The sequence below is a fragment of the Pseudoalteromonas sp. S16_S37 genome (genome assembly GCF_014694405.1).
Classification (GTDB): Bacteria; Pseudomonadota; Gammaproteobacteria; order Enterobacterales; family Alteromonadaceae; genus Pseudoalteromonas.
In genome coordinates this window covers 18265-39249 of record NZ_JAAUWV010000025.1, presented here as the reverse complement: position 1 = coordinate 39249, position 20985 = coordinate 18265, and the positions used below count along the sequence as shown (strand labels likewise).

Below are 20985 nucleotides of genomic sequence, written 5' to 3'. Positions count from 1 at the left end.
GCCGTTTTTTTTACTTAACTCGAAGAGCTAACTTACTTAGTTAGGTCGTCAAAAAACTTTTTTACACCGTCAAAGAAGCCTTGCGCTTTAGGGCGATTTTTACTGTTATCTCCCCCCATGCTTTCTTCAAATTCTTTGAGTAGCTCTTTTTGACGCTCGTTCAAGTTGATTGGTGTTTCAAGTACCACTTTACAGATCAAATCACCCACAGCACCGCTGCGTACTGACTTAACGCCTTTACCGCGCATACGGAACATTTTACCTGTTTGGCTCTCAGCTGGGATCTTAAGATTTGCTCGGCCATCTAGAGTTGGCACTTCAATCTCACCACCCAGTGCTGCTGTGCTAAAGCTAATTGGCACTTCGCAATATAAGTTATTGCCATCGCGTGTGAAAATTGGGTGTTCACGTACTGCAACCTGCACGTATAAGTCGCCCGCTGGTGCGCCATGTAAACCTGCTTCACCTTCACCCGAAAGACGAATACGATCGCCCGTGTCAACGCCAGCTGGAATTTTCACAGACAATGTTTTGGTTTTTTCTACACGACCTTGACCATGACACTTGTTACAAGGGTCTGAAATAATTGAACCCGTGCCCTGACACGTTGGACAAGTTTGCTGTACAGCAAAAAAGCCCTGACGCATCTGAACTTGGCCAGCGCCATGACATGTTGTACAAGTTTTTGGCTTAGAGCCTGCTTTTGCACCACTACCATCACATGGGCTACAACTGACCCAAGTTGGTACTTTAATTTCAACTTCTTTACCACGAACCGCTTCTTCAAGCGTCAGATCCATGTTGTAACGTAAATCTGCACCACGTTGCTGGCGAGATTGACGACGACCACCGCCACCAAAAATATCACCGAATACGTCACCAAAAATATCGCCAAAGTCACCTTGACCGCCACCGAAACCACCGTGGCCACCACCATTTTGATCAAAGGCTGCATGGCCGTATTGGTCATACATCTGACGCTTTTTGCTATCAGTTAGTACTTCGTAAGCTTCTTTTACTTCTTTGAACTTAGTTTCTAGCTCAGCATCGCCCGCCGTACGGTCTGGGTGATACTTCATCGCCAAGCGTTTATACGCTTTTTTTATGTCACGTTCGCTGGCATCTTTGCTAACGCCTAGTACTTCGTAATAATCACGTTTTGACATAGTTATCACATTACTCTAGTTAAATGGTGAGCTTATGCTTACCAATAGGCTAAACAAAAAGTCACCCAAAATTTACATACACTAAGGGCGCGTCAAGCGAAATTCGCCAGCGCGCCCTTGCAAGTCAACAATTACTTGTCGTCTTTAACTTCTTCAAACTCAGCATCAACAACATCGTCGTCTTGCTTAGAAGAACCTTGCTTAGCACCCGCATCAGAACCTGCTTGGCCTGCTTGCGCTTTAGCCTGAGCAATTTCCATTAGCTTTTGAGATTTCTCAGCTAATGCTTGTACTTTAGCGTCGATCTCTTCTTTGCTGTCGCCTTTAATTGCTTTTTCAAGGTCGCTTAGCGCAGCTTCAATCGCTTCTTTGTCTTCTGCTGGTAATGCATCGCCCGCTTCTTCAATTTGCTTACGAGTGCCGTGAGCCATTGCATCAGCTTGGTTGCGTGAAGATACTAGCTCTTCGAACTTTTTATCTTCTTCTGCATTCGCTTCAGCGTCACGTACCATTTTTTCTACTTCTTCATCACTTAAACCTGAAGAAGCTTGGATTGTGATCTTCTGCTCTTTACCTGTATCCTTGTCTTTAGCAGATACATGTAAGATACCGTCCGCATCAACATCAAAAGTAACTTCGATTTGTGGTACACCACGTTGCGCTGTGCGAATACCTTCTAGGTTAAATTGACCTAGAGATTTGTTATCGCTTGAACGCTTACGCTCACCTTGCAACACGTGAATTGTTACCGCTGACTGGTTGTCTTCAGCTGTTGAGAATGTTTGCGACTTCTTGGTTGGGATAGTCGTGTTTTTCTCAATCAATGCTGTCATTACTTGACCCATTGTCTCAATACCTAGCGATAGAGGACATACGTCAAGTAGTAGAACGTCTTTTACGTCACCAGCAAGTACACCACCTTGAACCGCAGCACCTACCGCTACCGCTTCGTCAGGGTTAACGTCTTTACGAGGCTCTTTACCGAAGAACTCTGCAACCGTCTTCTGAACTAGTGGCATACGAGTTTGACCACCAACCAGGATGATGTCGTTTACATCGCTTACTGACAAATCAGCGTCAGCAAGTGCTTGTTTAAGCGGCTCGATTGTCTTGGTAACTAGGTCTTCTACTAGTGACTCAAGTTTTGCACGAGTTAGCTTAACGTTCATGTGCTTAGGACCACTCGCATCAGCCGTTACGTAAGGTAAGTTCACCTCAGTTTGCTGTGCAGAAGAAAGCTCGATTTTTGCTTTTTCTGCTGCTTCTTTAACACGCTGCATCGCTAGCGGGTCATTTTTAAGGTCGATACCTTGGTCTTTTTTGAACTCTGCAACTAGGTAGTTGATAACACGGTTGTCAAAGTCTTCACCACCTAAGTGCGTGTCACCATTAGTTGCTAGTACTTCAAATGTGTGCTCGCCATCTACTTCATCGATTTCGATGATAGAGATATCGAATGTACCACCACCTAAGTCGTATACTGCAACAACGTTGTCGCCTTGCTTTTTATCCATACCGTAAGCAAGCGCAGCCGCTGTAGGCTCGTTGATAATACGCTTAACTTCAAGACCTGCGATACGGCCCGCATCTTTCGTTGCTTGACGTTGTGAGTCATTGAAGTATGCAGGTACTGTGATAACTGCTTCTGTTACTTCTTCACCTAAGAAGTCTTCTGCAGTTTTCTTCATTTTTTTCAGTATTTCTGCTGAAATTTGTGGTGCAGCACGTTTTTCGCCACGTACTTCTACCCATGCATCGCCATTGTCTGCCTTAACAATTTTATAAGGCATAATGCCGATATCGCGCTGTACTTCTTCGTCCTCGAAACGACGACCAATCAAACGCTTAATTGCAAATAAAGTATTTTGTGGGTTTGTTACCGCTTGACGCTTAGCCGGCTGACCTACAAGTGTTTCACCTTCTGCTGTGTAAGCAATGATTGAAGGAGTTGTACGATCGCCTTCTGCGTTTTCGATAACGCGTGCTTTATCACCGTCTAGTACTGCCACACAAGAGTTAGTAGTACCTAAATCGATTCCAATAATTTTACCCATGAATCTTCTCCGACTTCAAAATTCGTTGTTCTGTTAGATGCTTTGTAAATAGGGGCGAGAAAATTGAATTCAAGCGCAAATTTAAAAAAAAATGCTGTTTTTTGAAATTTTTTTCTGTTTGTGCCTTTTTTGGTCAAAAAAAGACAATAAAAAGGCAATTGACATACTGGTTTGACCAGTTAAGCTAAACAAAATGATAAATAATTTTAGGTAATTCCATGACATTTGATCAGCTTATCAATAATCCAGCACTTGCGAATAATGATAGCCAGTTAAGTTTTCCTGAAAACTGGTGCCAAGGGCGAACTGCGTTCGGGGGCTTATCAACCGCATTTATGCTTAAAAGCATGCTTTACAGATTAACCGATGATCGTCGTTTATTGTCTTTAAGTACAAACTTCGTAGGGCCACTTTTAGCTGGTGAGCCGTTCCAGATCACGACTCAAGTTTTACGCAGCGGTAAAAATGCCACACAAATGCTTAGCACACTGACACAAGCTGGAAATGTTTGCCTGATTGCGCAAGGCTGCTTTGCAAAAGACAGAGATTCAGCCATTGAAGTGCCAAGTGCCGACAAATGTACTTTAGGGCCTGTCCAAGAAGCGCATATATTACCCTATCAAGAAGGCGTGATGCCGGCATTTTTTCAGCATGTAGCATTGAACGCGCAACAAGGGGCTTTACCTTTTAGTAATGCCAAAAGCTCTAATTTAGGCGGTTGGATGAAATTTAAGGTTGAACCAGAACATCACCTCAACGCACTTCATTTACTTGCTTTAGCTGACGCTTGGCCACCAACACTGCTGCAAATGTGCCGTGCACCGTCACCTGCTAGCAGTATGTCTTGGTACATTGAATTTCTAAGTGATATTAATTTACCTAAGGATGCGTGGCTTGGTTTTGAAGCAATTACACATCACAGTGCAAAGGGTTACGGCGTAGAAGATGCCAATATTTATGGCCCTGACAGGCAATTACTTGCATTGAGTCGCCAAACCGTGGCGGTATTCGATAACCAGTAAGTAGTTAATCCTTAGCAAATTTGCACTCAATCAGCATTTGCCGCAAACTGATATAAATATTAGTTTTTAGGCAAAATTGTGATTCTCGCGTGCAAACACTGTGACAAATTGATTAATGTTGGGCAAATAGGGCGTCAGCAACGTGCTATCTGCCCTATTTGTCATACACATCTTGTAAGTTGTAAAAGCGAGCAGCAACAATGGCTAAATGCTTTTAGCTTCGCATCTTTGCTGTTTTTATTCTCAAGCTTATACCCGCCTTTCATATCGTTTTCACAGCGCGGTTTGAGCCAACAAATGAGTTTATGGGATGCGGTGTTCTTGCTGAGCGATAAATACAGCACAGCACTGGCATTAATGTTCATATTTACCATTTTAATAATGCCCCTAATTGTTTGCTTTTTAGTACTACTTACCAACAGTCGCCTGTGGAACAGATTAAACCCTCATAATGCACGTTGGATAGCAAAAACGCTAAGCTATATTATGCCCCTCAACTTGGCGGATATTTTTCTTGTTGCAGTGCTAGTTAGCACATTTAAGCTAATGTCTTATGCCGAGCTATCGATGGGATATGGTTTTTGGGCCTATGTGTTGTTCGTGTTTTGTTTTGTCGAATTACTCACGTTAATAGACGCCAATACCCTATGGCAGCGACAGCAAAAACAATTTGAACCCAAGCCATTGTTGTGCGGAAAAAGTGCACTATCGCAATCATTAAAACAATGCAGTGTATGTGGCCAGCTGACCTCTCAAAGCCATTGTCCGCGTTGTTATGCGAAAACACATTTTAGAAAGCCTTATGCCACTTCAAGAGCATTTGCTTGGATGCTCACTTCACTGGTTTTAATGCTACCGGCAAATATGTTGCCGATAATGAATACCATCAATCTTGGGCAAAACACTTTTGCGACAATATTTTCTGGCATTGTTATTATGTGGCAAGATGGCTCTTATCCAATTGCTATTATTATTTTTGTAGCAAGCATCTGTATTCCTCTGTTCAAAGCTGGGGCATTGTTTTATCTGCTGTTTGAGGCAAAAATGTGTAATAACCCAAAACGGGCTAGTCAATTATATCGATGGCTTGAATGGATGGGAAAGTGGTCGATGATAGATGTATTTGTGGTTATTATATTGGTTTCTTTGGTGCAACTGGGCACAGTGTTAACGGTAGAACCGCAAATTGGCATCGTGTTTTTTGCCGTAATGGTATTGTGCCAAATGATGGCTGTGCATAGCTTCGATCCACGTATTTTATGGGACAAATTAGAAACCAATGAATGAACATGCTTATATAGAATCCAAGCCTAAATTTTCCGTGATTTGGTTCGTTCCCATCATCGCTTTGTTTGTAACAGCGTGGATGCTCTATCAGCATCAGCTCAATCAGGGTCACACTATCTTTATAAAAATGACTAATGCAGATGGCATAGTTGCAGGTAAAACAGAAGTACGTGTGCGCAGTGTAAAAATAGGCACAGTGCAATCTCTGCGTTTGCAACTTGATCAAAATGCTGTGATAGCAAAAGTACAAATTGACAATATGTATACTTCTTTGCTCACTGATGATGCAAAAATTTGGGTTGTAAAGCCGCGTATAGACGAGTCAGGAATATCCGGCATGAACACCTTGCTGTCGGGTATTTACTTAGAGCTTGAACCTGGTAGTAGCTCAGTTAAATCTTCATTATTTACTTTGCAAGATGAGCCTGCATTAATTGGCTCAGATATCAAAGGAAAAAGATACAAACTCAAATCACGTCATGCCGAAGTATTGGACGTAGGGACCGGTATTTATTTCAGAAATTTTAAAGTGGGTCAAATAGAGTCAGCCAACTTTAATACCGAGAGTCTTGCAATGGAGTATGGTATTTTTGTTTTCTCCCCATACGATAAACTGATATCCAATAACATGATTTTTTGGGTGTCATCTGGTGTATCTGTAAACTTATCAACTGAAGGTATCCAAGTTTCAACAGGTAGCCTTTCTAAATTGATCAAAGGGGGGATTTCCGCTGATTACCCTCCAAATCAAAAGCCAAACGCCGAGGCAACTCAAAACTCAGGCTTTACGCTTCATGAAAACTTTTCCGTTGCGCTTGAGCAGCGTTTTGATGATTTTGACTTTTACCTTATTGAGTTTGAGCAATCGGTTCGAGGGCTCAGCACTGGTGCACCAGTAGAATATCGCGGTCTGCGCATTGGTACTGTTGAGCAAGCGCCGGCTCAATTGCAACGTGATGGTCAACCACTTTATTTTCAACAAGGGAATACGTCTATACCCGTGCTTATTCGCATTGAATATGGCCGAATATTTGAAAAAAGTCAGCTTGCCAAAGAGTATTGGCAAAAAAATATAGAACAATGGATTAGAAATGGATTGAGAGCATCATTAAAAAGTGGCAATATGTTAACAGGTGCGGTGTATATAGAGTTAGACTTCTATCCTGAAGCACCAAAAGCCAGTGTGACCACAGCTTCGCTATACCCAACACTGCCAAGTGTTTCTAGCGGCTTTACAGCACTGTCTGAGCAGGTTACTAAATTGTTAAACAAAATTAATGACCTGCCACTTAACGATACATTGGTACAACTGGACGGAACGTTGGAACAATATAGGCAAATGGCAATGGAAATGAATCAATTAGTTAGCTCTTTTAACCAAAGCGGTACGGCAAATAAAGTGAACGAAAACTTAGATAACATCAGCACAACGCTGACTCAGCTTACCTCTAGCTTAAAACAATTTGAAAAAACCTTAACGCATTATCAGCAGGACTCTTCGATGGTGGAGCAATTAACTGACACCCTAGAAGAACTAGAAAGCCTGTCAAACACATTAAAACCTTTTGCTAAAAGTTTGAATGAACAACCAAATATGCTTATTTTTAATAAGAATAATATTGCTGATCCAGAGCCAAGGAAAAAATAAATGCGTTTAATTGGGGGGTGTTTAATCGCTATATTGCTTGGAGCTTGCACCGGAGCAAGCAACAATGTCAGTAGTTATTACACATTTTCGATTCCGCTTGCTCAAAAGCAAAGTAATCCTGCTAAAGATAGCAATTTAGTTCTTTTACTAGATCAAGTGAAAGTGGTGGGTGTTAGTGATCAACAGAGCTTAGTACAACTGCTAGAACACAACAGAGTCTCTGTGGCGCAAAACAACTTTTGGGCAGAGCACCCTAGCTATATGCTTAATAAAGCGTTGTTAGCTTCTTTACAAAACGATTTACCCCAGTGGCAAATTTTAAGTGCCAACACTCCTTCGCCTACGCCAACGCCTCTAGTGCTGAGCGTTGAGGTGAACGAGTTAGCAGGCCATTATCAAAATGGTGCGCTAATTAGCGGTCACTGGTTTATTTATAAACAAACAGAGCAAGAAAAACAGTTACTGACATATAAGCCGTTTGTCTTCACCACTGAGCTAGGTGATAACGGCTTTGCAGCATTAGTTGCTGCACTACAAACATCTTGGTTAGAGTTAGCGCAGCAAATTGCGTTGGAGTTAAATCACTATGCTAAAAATCCAAACGATAAAGATTAGACTCTTTGAGCGTGGCATCCAGCACCACTTTGGACTGATACTTTAAACCTACTGCATTGAGAAGGTTAATACTCGCTTGATTGTTTGGCAAAGTGATCGCCAAAATTGAACTGAGTTTAAGCTTATCTTTGGCAAAGTTTAATAACGATAAAATCGCTTCTCTTGCGTAACCCTGCCCCGTAAACTCGTCAAGAAACGCGTAACCAATATCAGGTACATTGAAAACTGGTCGTTGATAAAAGCCTGCAATCCCAATGGCAGTACCATCTTTGAATGTCACTATATAGGGGGCTTTTTCACCTAATTCATAGGCATCAAAAAACGCTCCTTTTATATAGTTACGCGCATCGTCTATCGAACGAATGTGTTTATCGGCAATGTTGTCAATAAAACTGCGTTGATTTAACAAAGTAAAAATAAAGTCGCTGTCATCAAGCGTTGCCTTACGGATAGAAAGACGTTCTGTATTGATTATTATCATTATTATTCCACAAAAAGGCCAGTACCTGTTGAGTATACTGGCCGATTTTTATTTATTGCAACGTAATATGCTTATATAACTCTTCAATTGAAGCTAATTTTTTTTGCTTAGGTAGCTGAGCAAATGGCTTATCTTGGAACTTCTTCCCTCGCAGCTGAATATTAAGGCGCGCAGCCGATGGGTTCAGCATTGTTTGCTGATAATATGTTTTCACATCAGCCAAAGTTACCTGCTCTACCGCTTTAATCAGTTTCTCTTTTGAATCATATTGGAAATTTTCTCTGTACCAGTCAGACAACAACGGAGATAACTCTTCACTTAAGTTTTTGGGTGCTTCATTAAAAGATACTAACAGTGCATTTTTGAGCTGCAAGAAAGTATCGTTGTCCAATTCTTCTAGAGCTTTGGCATATTGTGTTTTGTACTGCTCAAAACGAGCTTGCATAGATGCCACATCCATAACTGGGGTTTGAATGTAAAAACCAATAGCAGAATAGTCGTCAATATTCTGAGCTGTTGCACCTACCGCATAACCTAATTGTTCCTCAGTACGCAACGTATCAAAAATATGTGTACGTAAATGGCTCACAAGCACACCTGCTGCAGCTTTTTGCTTAAAACCAGCCTTGGGATGAACAACCAAGTCGAGTAAGCCAACGTCCGCGACATCAAGGTCTTGTTGCCAAACCAACGTTTCTCCGCTCTTAGGCTGCCAATATGCTGTTTTAACGTAGTCAGTGATCTGCTGAGATTTAGGCAAAGCCCCTTTGACTGCTTTGGCAACGACAATCAAGTCCGCCTTATCGTAATTACCATAGCCAAAAATACGTACTTGATTATTCGTCAATAACTGTGATTGGATTTCATCAAACTGTTTCAAAGTTAATTGACTAGCAGCGTTTAGTAACGCCTGAGTATCAAAGCTGCCAGCTCTAATTAATCTATGATATTGACCAAACACTTGACTGATTGGAAATTGCTTACCTTCATTTTGCAGACCTCGACGGTATCTATCTATCGCTTGAGCAAACTCTTCCTGAGACACTGAGACTTTTAACGCTCCCATAGCTTGTGACAATAATAGTGATTGCTTATCAGTAAAGCCTGAAACGTTCATAACCAGTCCATTACTTGGTGATAGTGACATTGACATGCCTGCAACACTGGCCTCAGTTGCTAGTTTACTTTGTCTCATAGCAAACAAGTCAGCCCACACAGCTAATGCAACATCTACATCGATATTAGTCATTGGTTCTGGTGAATTGATATAAATGTGTAAGCTTCCTTTGGGTTGGTGAGCAAATAGTTCACTCGGCGTGTGCCAAACTGTAACACCATTTTCTTCAAACACTTTTTGTACGCCCATTTTGCCCTGCTCTGGCGTTGTTTTTATGGCGAACTGCTCAGGTAGTAAGCGGTTAACACCTGGCAACTGCAATGCTAACTTGCTAGGTGCTTTCCAGCTGTCAATTTCATCTTGCGAAATATCAGCCACTTTATATTTACCATCGTAAAAATGAAGCTGCTTGTCTGTTGGCTCCTCTTTACTGATGTACCACACTCGCAGGTGTTCAGCATCTAATTGCGCCAACACCGATGCCACTTCTTTAGGGTCAAACTTGGCATAATGGAAGCCAGCATTAATCGCATGATTTATAGGGTATTTTTGCATGTTATCGGCAAGGTCGCTGACATAAGCAAATTCATCGCTTTTTTCCAAAAACTGGAATTGGTTGTTTAGTGAGGTGCGAATTTCATCAAAGTATTTACTGTCTACGCCTTCGCGCTTAATAAGGTCGATATACTGCATCACTGTGGCAACCACAAGCTCGCGGTTTTCCATGCCTTTATCAGTTAGATTAATATCAACACTCAGTGCACCGTAGTTACCATAAATACCGGGATCAGCTGAGGCTGTTAATTCTGAGATCAATCCCTCTTTTTTCAACACTTGCGCTGGGCTGCCTGCCATCTCATTACTCAATAAATAAGTAACAAAATAGTTTGGCTTAACGGCAAATTGGTCACGGTTATTTTCGATAGTAAAATCGAGTTTTAACTGTTTAACATCTTCATTTGGCTTGTAGTGAATTCGCTTCTTTCCAACTTTGTCAAAGTCTAGCTTTGCGCTCACTTTGGGCTTTTCAATTTGCTTATTTTTTATAGTAGAGAAGTGTTTTTTCGCTTTTTTAGCCATCTCTGGCAATGGCTCATTTGACAACATCACAACTTTCATAATGTTTGCTGAGTAGTAACGATTGTAGAAATCAACCGTTTCAGTATGCAGCTTACTTCCCTCTTTATCACCTAAGGTCTCTAAGTTACCAGGTAAGAAGCGATTAGCAGGATGTTCTCCCATCAAGTTTCTAGCTAACTTAAATTGACCAAAAAAGTCCAGTTCACGGCGCATCGACCATTCAGCATTCACTGCATTTTTTTCTTTTTCTGTATACTCTGGATATAATTTTGGTGCTTTAAAAAAGTCAGAAAAACGGTCTAAGGCTTCATCATAAGCATTATTGTTTACCTTAAACATGTAGTTGGTAATATCCAACCAAGTATAAGCATTGTGCGCACCGCCATTTTGCGTCATAAAATCTGAATACCCTTTAGTATCAGGAAAGCGCTCGGTGCCTAAAAACAACATATGTTCGAGATAGTGTGCCATCCCTTGCTGGCTCATTGGATCATGTAATAAACCAACACCAACGCTCAGCGCCGCAGCTGACTTTTCAACGCTCGGATCAGAAACTAGAATAACGTCAATACCATTATCTAAAGTCATTGTAAGATAGTTTCGATTGTCATTTGGGCTGATCACTAGCTTTTCGCTAACAAGCGTAGTGGCAATAGGGTTAGCATTTCTGTCCGCACTCGTACACGCGGTCGTAACCAGTAAACTTAATACACTTATTGTTAATAGCTTTCTCATTATTATTCCATTTGAAATTTGCTTATTGGGTCCAATAATCTTTACTATGGAAATAATTTGCAACCTTTATCAAAAGTCGATTGTAACACTCTGTAAACCTAGGACTATATTATGCACATCACACCCACTTTAATCGTCATTGCTGCCATGTTCGTGCAAACCACGCTCACTTTCGCGGTAATGATAGTTATGGGCAGAAGACGTTTTGCTGCCGCTCGCCAAGGCCAACTTGAGAAAGAAGATTTTAAGACAATGCAACTAGGTCATGCACCTGAGCCTGTATTGTTAGCGAGCAGAAATTTCGAAAATCAATTTGAGATACCTGTACTATTTTATGTTGTAAATTTACTCGCCTTACAACTCAATAATATTGGATGGATATTTGCCATTTGTGCCATTTTGTTCGCCTTTTCGCGTGTTTTCCATAGTGTTGTACACATTACTCATAACCATGTTAAAACGCGCTTTAGGCTATTTTTAGTCGGATGTGGGCTGGTATTTATTCAATGGCTGACCCTGTTAGTTACATTTATATAACCAAACAGCATTAAAAACATTAAACATGTAACACTTTGTTCTTTATCTAATCGTACATTTTGTTAGCATGTATCGCCAATAAACATAGAGGATGAAAACAATGAATAACGAAATGCCAATATGTGATTTTGGACTACATGCTGGAGAACCTTATACAAAGTTGCCAGCCAGTTTTTTGAATTGGATGGTCGAAATAAACCACGATAAATCGCAGTTTGCTAAACAAGAGCTTCTGCGACGTGAAGATGCCGTGCTTTCAGCATGTAACAACACTAAAAATTCATAATTTTATCCCTTTCTCTTTAGAGTTTTTAGTTTAAAATGGGCGCATAGTTAGTTTTACCAATAAATGGTTTTTATGCGCATTATTTTTACGGTACTTTTGTGTGCCCTTTTGTCATCATGTCAGCTCACACCTTCTGACTCTCCCAAGTACCTAACCGTGTTACACACTAATGATAACCATGGTCGCTTTTGGCACAACGAAAAAGGCGAGTATGGTATGGCTGCGCGTAAAACTTTGATAGACAGGTTGCGCTCTGAAGCCCAACAACAAGGGCACGCCGTGTTGCTACTCTCGGGTGGAGATATCAACACTGGTATCCCTGAATCTGATTTGCAGTTTGCTGAACCAGACTTTAAAGGCATGAGCTTACTAGGCTACGACGCGATGGCCATCGGCAATCACGAGTTCGACAATCCCTTAGCCGTTCTTGATAAGCAGCAAACTTGGGCTAATTTTCCGTTGTTGTCGGCTAACATCCTGCATGAGAAAGACAATAGCCACGCTTACCAACCTTACGCAATCGTCAAAAAGTCAGATTTAACTATCGCGTTGATAGGTTTAACCACAATTGACACAGCTAAAATTGCAAGCCCTGAATATTTGGGCGATTTGGTATTTGCCGAGCCTGCAGAAATATTGCCTACTGTTGTTGAGTCTATCAAAGCACAACATGCTGTTGATGTTGTGATAGCAGTGACGCATATGGGTCACTATCATGATGCTAAGTTCGGTATCAACGCCCCTGGTGACGTTACCCTCGCGCGAAGGCTTGCCCCTAATACCATAGACATGATCATTGGCGGTCACTCTCAAGAGCCGGTATGTGTTGATGCACAAGGCAATGAAGATACGCAATTCGCTCCTGGTAAAGCATGCACACCTGACCAACAAAATGGCGTGTGGATCATGCAAGCACATGAGTGGGGAAAATACGTTGGTAAAGCACAATTTAAGATTGAAAACGGTGTAAAGTCGTTACTCAGTTACGAACTAATCCCTGTCAATTTGAAAGGTTCAGATGGTGAATACGTTAATGACTATATTCAACCAGATCCTAAGCTTGCTGAGTTTTTGAAGCCTTACCAGACATTTGGCGAACAAAAGCTTAAAGGGAGTGTTGGCTACGTTGACAACTACCTCGATGGAAAACGCTCTACCGTGCGTTTTAAGCAAAGTAAATTAGCTACTTTAATAATAAAGGCACAAATGGAGTCAGTAGATGCTGATTTTGGTTTGATCAGCGGCGGTGGCATTCGCCATAGCATAGAAGCCGGAAACGTGAGTTATAAAGATATCTTAAAAGTACATCCATTTAAAAACCGCATCACGGTGATGAACTGGAAAGGCTCTGAACTATACGACTACTTGAACACGGTTGCACGCTTTCCACCCGACTCGGGTGCTTACATGCAGTATCATGGACTTTCGTTTGATTTTATCGATGGCAAGCTGAGCAATGTACTCATAAACAATAAACCATTAGACAAAAATGCAAACTACCGTATGAGTATAAATAGCTACAATGCGGCAGGTGGAGATGGCTACCCGAATTTAACAAGTTTAGCTGGATTTGAACCTACCAGTGCAACCGATGCGCAGGTGCTAAAAGAATATTTGAAAAAGCACTCGCCAATTAGGGTTGGATTACTATAATTTTAAAAAAGAGGCCATTGTGCCTCTTTTTTCACATCCGTAAGATAAAACGTTGCCATAAATACCCGCTTTATTTCTTACTACCTCACACGCTTTATGATTTACTAATAACTTCCCTGCCCTGACCCTTTTGCCATCGTCAGCAATCGACTCCTCTCCTAACCAATGAATTGGACATCCATTATTAACAAATACGCTTTTCCAATAAGCCGGAACCATCACGCCAATATTATGTTCTAAACAATACTCAAGATACGCTAATATTAACTCTTGCGCTGCTTGCTTTCTCTGTTTAGGGCATAAATCTTTATCCAAACAAAAGCGGCTGCCTTCCCAAACTTTAGCTGTCGCAGGCAAGCTTTCGTAAGATACTAGGTGAGAAAAAACATCTTTCAACATGTAAGGTTTAGTTGTTGGATACAACCTCGCAACACCTTTAACTTGCTTGTTGTAACGCCATATAAAGTAAACCGTTGCAGGGTTATCATATTGGTCATATTCCATATTATCAATAAAAGGAGCATTCCAAGCCTGACCTTCTATTAGGCATTTATATCTAAGCCGGTGCTGTTCGGCGATAGGATTACCTTCAAACCTATGCGCAGTACTATTTTTAATACACTCAACCGTCATATTTAACTTTAGAAATACTATTGCGATGTCCAAGTGGCAAAGGATTCGTCAGCCCAGCCACCAGATGGCCGACATGGTCGTGACGGTTTAAATGGTGTTACTTGTCGTAAAGGTTTTCTAGGTCGAGATACGCGTGACGAACGCCACGGCGTTGACGGTCTAGATGTGCCTTTTACTAAGTCGTGCGGATTCCAAGCCAAAGGTTGCCCTGATTTATTTAAACAAACTAAGCCATTGACAGGCCCTAGCCAATTGTTTGTTTTAGCAGACCAAGCATGGCCCTTCTTAAGGTATGCCACCCAGTTCATCTTTGTATCAAAGATATGAGCATTGGGTAGTAACCAAGCAACTAATTTGCAGTTTTTATCGAATAATGGGAAAAGCACAATTCTCTCCTTGAGTACCTGATAGTAAATTTGCGAGTATTTTGATCAAGATTATTTCATCTAATACTTCGCAGACTTTTGCACACAAATTAAACTGACTACAAACGCTACCACCTACCCATTTTAGGTGCAAGCTAAACCTCGTTCATTTTTAAATTACTCAACTGAGGAGTAAAAGTATCGAGCTTACAATGCTACCTTCCTATTACTTCAACATCTTCAAAACAAATATCTGGCAACCCATAGCTATGCAGTTTGGAGCGAGAGCCCTCTCCGTACGCTTTTGGCGGGTAGTACTTTGATTTAAGTTCTGGGTGCTCTGTAAATGTCTCATCCAATGCTGCGCGGATCTCGCTCAGCGTTTTCTCTAGACTATTAGAAAAATTAGGCTTTTTTCTAACCGTATGACCAAGCACAGTCAAACGCTCAAAATACCTGTTTGCAATTGAGATTAATTCTTCTGGTACGTCTTTATTTGGATTCAATATAATATCTGAATTGCCATCACAAAACTCAACCAACGCAATGTAAAAGCAAAGAGGTTTATTTGCTAACTGAATTTTTTGACTCTGATTAGTACTTAAATAAATACATTTAGTATTTAAATTAAGTACTAATTTGGGCTTTTCAGCTTCGACTTTCGTGGCTGGCACTACCTTATTCTGACTATTAAAGGTGTAAGCTCTGAGATACATAAACCACGCAATACATGCGAACAAAATAGGTATACAGTAGCTGATGGCATTATGCGCTTTATTTACACTATAAGTGATGGCCGTTTTTTTATGGGCAGCCTCAAGAATTAACACATCTTTTTCAGCGCTGTTTTGCAACGGCTCTGCACTGCTAATATCCAATAAACTGACACGAGAATTGTTAGCTTTGAGCATGTCATTTATTTCTTGAATATACTTGGTTACTTTTTGCTGGTCGCCACTGTAATTGAACAATGGCTCCGCTACAGGCAACATTTCTAAATCTAAAGCGACCCGTGTGGCAAGTTGGCTTATGTCATATTTTGCATCACGTTCAATGATATAGCTTTGAGAAAAGCTAAATAATACCCAAAACAATGCAACAAGTAATATTAAGCTAATGAATATCTGCGGCTTAGTTCTCATTTTCATTACCCACTATAAACCCATAAGGTGCAATATCACATTGCCAATAATGCTTAAGCTTGTTGAAGTAACTCGACTGAATATCATTAACCACATCACTAATTGAGCCTTGCAACGCGCAAGCCAAATCGGTATTTTCATCGGTCATTTTTATATACCATTTACTGCCGCTCACATTATCTGCAATGGGCGTAATGTAGTTTTGAGAAAACCTTTGTTGGTCCTGTTCTTGCCAATATGACGCGATGAGATCTACTTCACCTTTGGATAGCAGCTCCCGCAGAGCGCTATGAGAGCTAGCATACACAATTTTTAAAGCCGACAAGTCAATGTCTAGCTGCTTAAAAACCTGTTTAGGAAGAATGTGCGCCGATCGACTCGTTGGATAGTCAACCAAACCTATTGTTTTATCGAGAAAGTAAGCTTTGTCAATTCGAGGTTTTTCACGAGCAGAAATAAAAAATGCGGTATAACTTGGATAGCCGATCAATGGCATATAATTTTGCGTAGATTCTGCCATCATCGCTTCCATAACATTGTCTTTGCTAAGAATCACATCCGCTATTCCTTTGGCTAAAAACTCAATTTGTTCCGCAAGACTACCACCCCAATAAATTTCTATTGAACCATACTGCTTTGCTATAACTAGGTCAGAGCAAAGCGGTTTTTTTAGCTTTTCGGCGAGGCTTCTGACAGGAACGTGCACTCTAAATACCGCCAAACTCGATGACCCAGAAGTTTTACATATATATGAATATGAACCAACAGGTGAAAGCTTATTTAATTCACTGTTAACAAGCACGCTAGGCAAAAACCAGTTTGCTAGCAATAAGAGTATTAGCACTACAAAAAAAGTGCATTTTTTATTCAGAATTGGAATTTTGTTCAAAACTTAAAGTTTCTTGGCTTACGGACAACGCCATTACAACAAGTTCTCTTACTTATTACAATAGGTAACTTTACTCATATATCATAAGCCACTGTTTTATAAGATTTATTAACAAGAAATTATGAATACCGTTGACTCCTTTTGTTTTCTTGAAAAACACGGACAATTGACCTTATTGAAATAGCGGTTTTTTATCGCTTTCTGCTCAGAGTAAAAACACATGTTAACGAAAAAATTATCTCATTTGGTAATCGCAGCGGCGGTTGTAACTTCATCGCAAGCATTCGCTTGGGGCGCAAACGGTCATCGCATCGTTGGCGAGTTAGCTTCTGAACATATCACCCCAACGACTCAAAAGGCGTTGCAGCCTCTATTAGAGGGTGAATCTCTAGCACAAGTTTCTACATGGGCGGATGATATGCGTTCGGACAGCAGCACATTTTGGCGAAAAAAATCCTCAAAATGGCACTATATCAATGTAACTGATGCAGAGAATATGCATAAACATGTTCATCACGACATATCATCCAAAGAACAAGTTAAGAATATCCTAGATGGTATTTACTACGGTATTAATGTACTGAAATCAGAACGGGCTTCTATCGACGAAAAGCGATTTGCGCTGCGCTTTTTAGTTCACCTTGTAGGCGATAGTCACCAACCTTTTCATGCAGGTCGAGCTGACGATCACGGTGGCAACAAAATCAGTGTTACATTTTTTGGTGATAACACAAATCTTCATAGCACTTGGGATACTCGCTTAATTGAAAGTGAGCGCTTGTCTTACACTGAGTTTACAAATTTCATAAAAACGTCAAATAACGCTATTATAGAAGACTATTTAAATAGCGAACCCGCTGATTGGTTGCTTGAATCGCATCATATTTCTGAAAAAGTTTATGACTTAAATGAAACTGACATAAGTTACGGGTACATTTACAAATATATGCCAACAGTTAAGACCCGCTTACAGCAAGGGGGTATTAGACTGGCAGGCTTATTAAATCAAATTTTTGATAAAAACGCGCAGCCACTAAAAGAAGCGCTCAAGACTTCTAAAACTGCGACATTAAATAACTAGTAAGTTCTAAAAATACGGGAAACAATATAATGAAAACTCTTTTGCGCAAAACGTCACTATCGCTGGCGATTGCAGCTAGCTTAGCGGCAAGTGGTGTAGCATTTGCAAATGACACAGCGTCGAGCCTTAAAGGCCAAGTGGTTGGCCCTATGGGTAACCCCGCTGCAGGCACGAAAGTTACAATTATTCACACCCCTTCAGGCTCAGTAAAAACTGCAGTAGTAAATGAAAGTGGTGTTTTCTCAGCAAAAGGCTTGCGTGTCGGCGGTCCTTACCAAATCATTGTAGATTCAGACAAATTTGAAGATACCATGATTGAAGACATTTACCTCTCTCTTGGTAAAACTTACCCTTTATCTGTTCAGTTAAAGTCACAACAAAATATTGAGCAAATCGTTGTTACTGGTCGCCCTGTTACTGCTCAAACGGGTGGTACAGGTCCTGCTACTCATTTTTCTTTGGCAGATCTTCAAAGCAAACCAGCTATCAACCGTGATATCAAAGATATCGTACGCACAGATCCACGTATTTATGTAGACGAAAGTAACTCAGGCGCAATTCAGTGTGCTGGTGGTAACCCGCGTTTCAACAGCTTAACTGTTGACGGTATGCGCATGAATGATAACTTTGGCCTGAACAGCAACGGTTACCCAACTGAACGTATGCCGTTCTCTTTTGACTCAATTGCTCAGGTAGCTGTTGAGCTTGCGCCATTTGACGTCCAGTACGGTGGCTTTACCTCATGTAACATCAATGCTGTAACAAAATCAGGTACTAACGAATTAACTGGTGGCTTATTCTTTGACTATACCAATGATTCACTTTCTGGTGATGAAATTGATGGTCAAAAGCAAAACACGGGTAACTACACTGAAAAACGCTACGGCTTTAACTTTGGCATGCCACTAGTTGAAGACACGCTATTCTTGTTCACCAGCTATGAAAAACTTGAAGGCTCACAAATCTTTGAGTACAAACCATATGCAAATGGTAGAATAAGCAAAGCTGCTATTGACGAAATCATCACTATCACTAAAGACGTGTATGGTTATGATGCAGGTTCAATGGTGCCAAGTATGCCTGTTGAAGATGAAAAGCTACTTGTTAAACTTGATTGGAACATCAATGATGACCATCGTGCAAGCTTTGTATATAACTACAATGACGGCTTTTCTCTAAGTCAATCAGATGCTGACTCTGATGAAATTGCTTTGTCAAACCATGTATATGAGCGTGGTGCAGAACTACAGTCTTTTGTAACATCAATTTACTCAGACTGGAGCGACGTATTTACAACTGAAGTACGTATTGGTTACTCAGAACTTGATAACCGTCAAATTTCTATCGACCGCGCTTCTGGCTTTGGTGAATTCCAAGTTAAAGTAGGTGACATAAACGTATATATGGGCCCAGATGACTCTCGTCAGGCAAACAAACTAAAGTACGACAACTTATCTCTTAAATTCGCAGGTACTTATTACCTTGATGATCATGAACTTTACTTTGGTTATGAGCGTGAAGAGTTAGATGTATTCAACATGTTCATACAACACAACGAAGGCGAGTTCCGTTTTGGTAGCATTGACGACCTTCGTAACGGTGTGGCACGTGTATATTACGGTAACGCGTCGTCTCACAAGCCACAAGACGCTGCTGGTGAGTTTAAATACGCTCTAAATACCTTGTATTTCCAAGATAAGTTCGATTTGATCGACTACGACATCACGATAACAGCCGGCTTACGCTATGACAGGTATACTAGCAATGATGTTCCTGCAAACAACCCGAACTTTAAAGACCGCTATGGCTTCTCTAACCAGCAGAACCTTGATGGTGTTGACTTACTGCAGCCTCGTTTAGGCATCAACTGGGTAGTTAATGACCAGTTAGAGCTGCGCGGTGGTATCGGTCTATATTCAGGTGGTAACCCTAACGTTTGGATCTCAAACAGTTATTCAAATGATGGTATTCGCAACATTCAGACAGATAAAAAAAATCTGCAATTGCTTGGTCCTGATGCAGTGGCTTTCGTTGATGGTGGTAAACCAGGTTATGCCATTCCACAAGCTTTATATGATACGATCAGCACCGGTAGCGTAGATGACAGCACAAACGTAACAGATCCTAACTTTGAAATTCCTTCAGAGTGGAAGTTGTCGCTTGGTGCAACTTACGTAACTGAATCAGATTACGTATTCACCGCTGATTATCTTTACACGGACAAGCAAGACTCTGCTATTGTTAGAAACCTTGCATTATCTTCAAATGAAACAGCACCAGACAGACGCCCTATATACAACGACTCAATTCACTCTTTTGAATCTGACTTGATGCTTACAAATGTTAAAGGTGATGATGGCTACAGCCACGTGATCTCATTTGGTATGAATAAATCGTTCGACAATGGTATTGACTTAGCGCTTTCTTACGCTTATTCAGTAGCAAAAGACGTGCACCCGATGGACAGTTCTGTTGCATTCTCAAACTTTCACAGAATCGCAACATACGACCCGCAAAACCCAGGTCTATCACGCTCTGATTACGAAGTTCCGCATCGCGTAACAATGAACCTATCTTACAACACCGAGTTGTTCGACGGTTTGGAAACTAAATTCAGCCTATTCGGTCAAGCAAGCGTAACTAACCCTTATTCTTACACTTTCGAAGGTGGCCGTTCTAGCATGTTCGGTTATGCTGATGCAAATCGCGACCTACTGTACGTACCTGAAGTTGACGCAACTAACGTCGTGTACGGTGAAGACTTCGATAAAGCTGCATTTGATTCATGGGTAGAGCGTGAGGGCTTGAAGCGTGGTTACATTCAAGGCCGTAACTCACAAGACGGTGAGTGGTGGGTGACGTTTGACTTGAAAGTTGAGCAAGAGTTTGGCGGTTTTGCTGAAGGTCATAAGGGTTCAGCGTTCTTCGTAATTAAAAACGTTGGCAATCTACTAAATGACGATTGGGGCACACTTAACAAAGGTAACTCAATGCAAAATGCTGTAACAGCGTCAATCAATGATAACGGACAATATGTATTTGAAAAGTTCAATAACCCATCGGGTACTGACTTTGAAATCAAGCCATCGTTATACGAAATCCGCTTTGGTGTTAAATACGACTTCTAAGCAGTAAATCCTATCGATTGAATTTATTAAACAAACAATCACGGTTAGCCCCTTTACAGGAGCTGG

The 20985-nt window shown here is 41.0% G+C and carries 17 protein-coding genes; 9 read left to right on the top strand and 8 right to left on the bottom strand.

Annotation, left to right across the window (positions count from 1 at the left end):
- Nucleotides 1–32 precede the first annotated feature (32 nt).
- Together dnaJ and dnaK are read right to left on the bottom strand one after the other, a co-directional pair.
- The gene (gene dnaJ / locus HC733_RS12365) at nt 33–1166 is read right to left on the bottom strand and encodes a molecular chaperone DnaJ (protein WP_190365354.1); all 1134 of its coding nucleotides are present in this window, start codon (nt 1164–1166) and stop codon (nt 33–35) included.
- A gap of 131 nt (nt 1167–1297) precedes the next feature.
- Nucleotides 1298–3220: a molecular chaperone DnaK gene (gene dnaK, locus HC733_RS12360; protein ID WP_190365353.1), complete on the bottom strand. Its 1923-nt coding sequence runs from the start codon at nt 3218–3220 to the stop codon at nt 1298–1300.
- A gap of 218 nt (nt 3221–3438) precedes the next feature.
- Between dnaK and HC733_RS12355 the strand changes: the two genes are divergently transcribed.
- From HC733_RS12355 to HC733_RS12340, 4 genes are all read left to right on the top strand, one after another.
- A complete protein-coding gene (locus tag HC733_RS12355) occupies nt 3439–4242 on the top strand; it encodes a thioesterase family protein (protein WP_190365352.1) in 804 nt (267 codons plus the stop codon).
- 78 nt (nt 4243–4320) lie between these two features.
- Complete coding sequence (locus HC733_RS12350) at nt 4321–5529, top strand: PqiA/YebS family transporter subunit (RefSeq protein WP_190365351.1); 1209 nt, start codon at nt 4321–4323, stop codon at nt 5527–5529.
- Complete coding sequence (gene pqiB, locus HC733_RS12345) at nt 5522–7177, top strand: intermembrane transport protein PqiB (RefSeq protein WP_190365350.1); 1656 nt, start codon at nt 5522–5524, stop codon at nt 7175–7177. The genes HC733_RS12350 and pqiB overlap by 8 nt, the downstream gene beginning before the upstream one ends.
- On the top strand, nt 7178–7792 hold the full coding sequence (locus tag HC733_RS12340; RefSeq protein WP_190365349.1) for a PqiC family protein: 615 nt from the start codon (nt 7178–7180) through the stop codon (nt 7790–7792).
- Here the strand turns inward: HC733_RS12340 and HC733_RS12335 are convergent.
- Together HC733_RS12335 and HC733_RS12330 are read right to left on the bottom strand one after the other, a co-directional pair.
- On the bottom strand, nt 7767–8273 hold the full coding sequence (locus tag HC733_RS12335) for a GNAT family N-acetyltransferase (RefSeq protein ID WP_190365348.1): 507 nt from the start codon (nt 8271–8273) through the stop codon (nt 7767–7769). The genes HC733_RS12340 and HC733_RS12335 overlap by 26 nt on opposite strands.
- Before the next feature lie 52 nt (nt 8274–8325).
- Complete coding sequence (locus tag HC733_RS12330; RefSeq protein ID WP_190365347.1) at nt 8326–11205, bottom strand: insulinase family protein; 2880 nt, start codon at nt 11203–11205, stop codon at nt 8326–8328.
- 111 nt (nt 11206–11316) lie between these two features.
- Between HC733_RS12330 and HC733_RS12325 the strand changes: the two genes are divergently transcribed.
- The 3 genes from HC733_RS12325 to ushA all read left to right on the top strand — a co-directional run bounded on the left by HC733_RS12325 (nt 11317) and on the right by ushA (nt 13681).
- Entirely contained in the window at nt 11317–11742 is a 426-nt protein-coding gene (locus tag HC733_RS12325; RefSeq protein ID WP_190365346.1) for an MAPEG family protein, read from the top strand.
- Nucleotides 11743–11842: 100 nt separating this feature from the next.
- Entirely contained in the window at nt 11843–12028 is a 186-nt protein-coding gene (locus HC733_RS12320; protein ID WP_190365345.1) for a hypothetical protein, read from the top strand.
- 72 nt (nt 12029–12100) lie between these two features.
- A complete protein-coding gene (ushA, locus tag HC733_RS12315) occupies nt 12101–13681 on the top strand; it encodes a bifunctional UDP-sugar hydrolase/5'-nucleotidase UshA (RefSeq protein ID WP_190365344.1) in 1581 nt (526 codons plus the stop codon).
- On the opposite strand, the gene HC733_RS12310 is transcribed toward ushA, so the two are convergent.
- The 4 genes from HC733_RS12310 to HC733_RS12295 all read right to left on the bottom strand — a co-directional run bounded on the left by HC733_RS12310 (nt 13676) and on the right by HC733_RS12295 (nt 16542).
- Nucleotides 13676–14314 carry an acyl-homoserine-lactone synthase gene (locus tag HC733_RS12310; protein ID WP_190365343.1) on the bottom strand — a complete coding sequence of 213 codons (639 nt, stop codon included), beginning with the start codon at nt 14312–14314 and terminating at the stop codon, nt 13676–13678. The genes ushA and HC733_RS12310 overlap by 6 nt on opposite strands.
- A 17-nt stretch (nt 14315–14331) precedes the next feature.
- Nucleotides 14332–14700, bottom strand: coding sequence for a 4-fold beta flower protein (locus HC733_RS23635; RefSeq protein WP_446727640.1), 369 nt, complete (start codon nt 14698–14700; stop codon nt 14332–14334).
- Nucleotides 14701–14894: 194 nt separating this feature from the next.
- The gene (locus HC733_RS12300) at nt 14895–15821 is read right to left on the bottom strand and encodes a hypothetical protein (protein WP_190365341.1); all 927 of its coding nucleotides are present in this window, start codon (nt 15819–15821) and stop codon (nt 14895–14897) included.
- On the bottom strand, nt 15811–16542 hold the full coding sequence (locus HC733_RS12295; protein WP_238937536.1) for a PhnD/SsuA/transferrin family substrate-binding protein: 732 nt from the start codon (nt 16540–16542) through the stop codon (nt 15811–15813). The genes HC733_RS12300 and HC733_RS12295 overlap by 11 nt, the downstream gene beginning before the upstream one ends.
- 388 nt (nt 16543–16930) lie before the next feature.
- Between HC733_RS12295 and HC733_RS12290 the strand changes: the two genes are divergently transcribed.
- On the top strand, nt 16931–17791 hold the full coding sequence (locus HC733_RS12290; RefSeq protein ID WP_190365340.1) for a S1/P1 nuclease: 861 nt from the start codon (nt 16931–16933) through the stop codon (nt 17789–17791).
- Between the two features lie 29 nt (nt 17792–17820).
- Nucleotides 17821–20919: a TonB-dependent receptor gene (locus HC733_RS12285; RefSeq protein ID WP_190365339.1), complete on the top strand. Its 3099-nt coding sequence runs from the start codon at nt 17821–17823 to the stop codon at nt 20917–20919.
- Nucleotides 20920–20985: the final 66 nt, after the last annotated feature.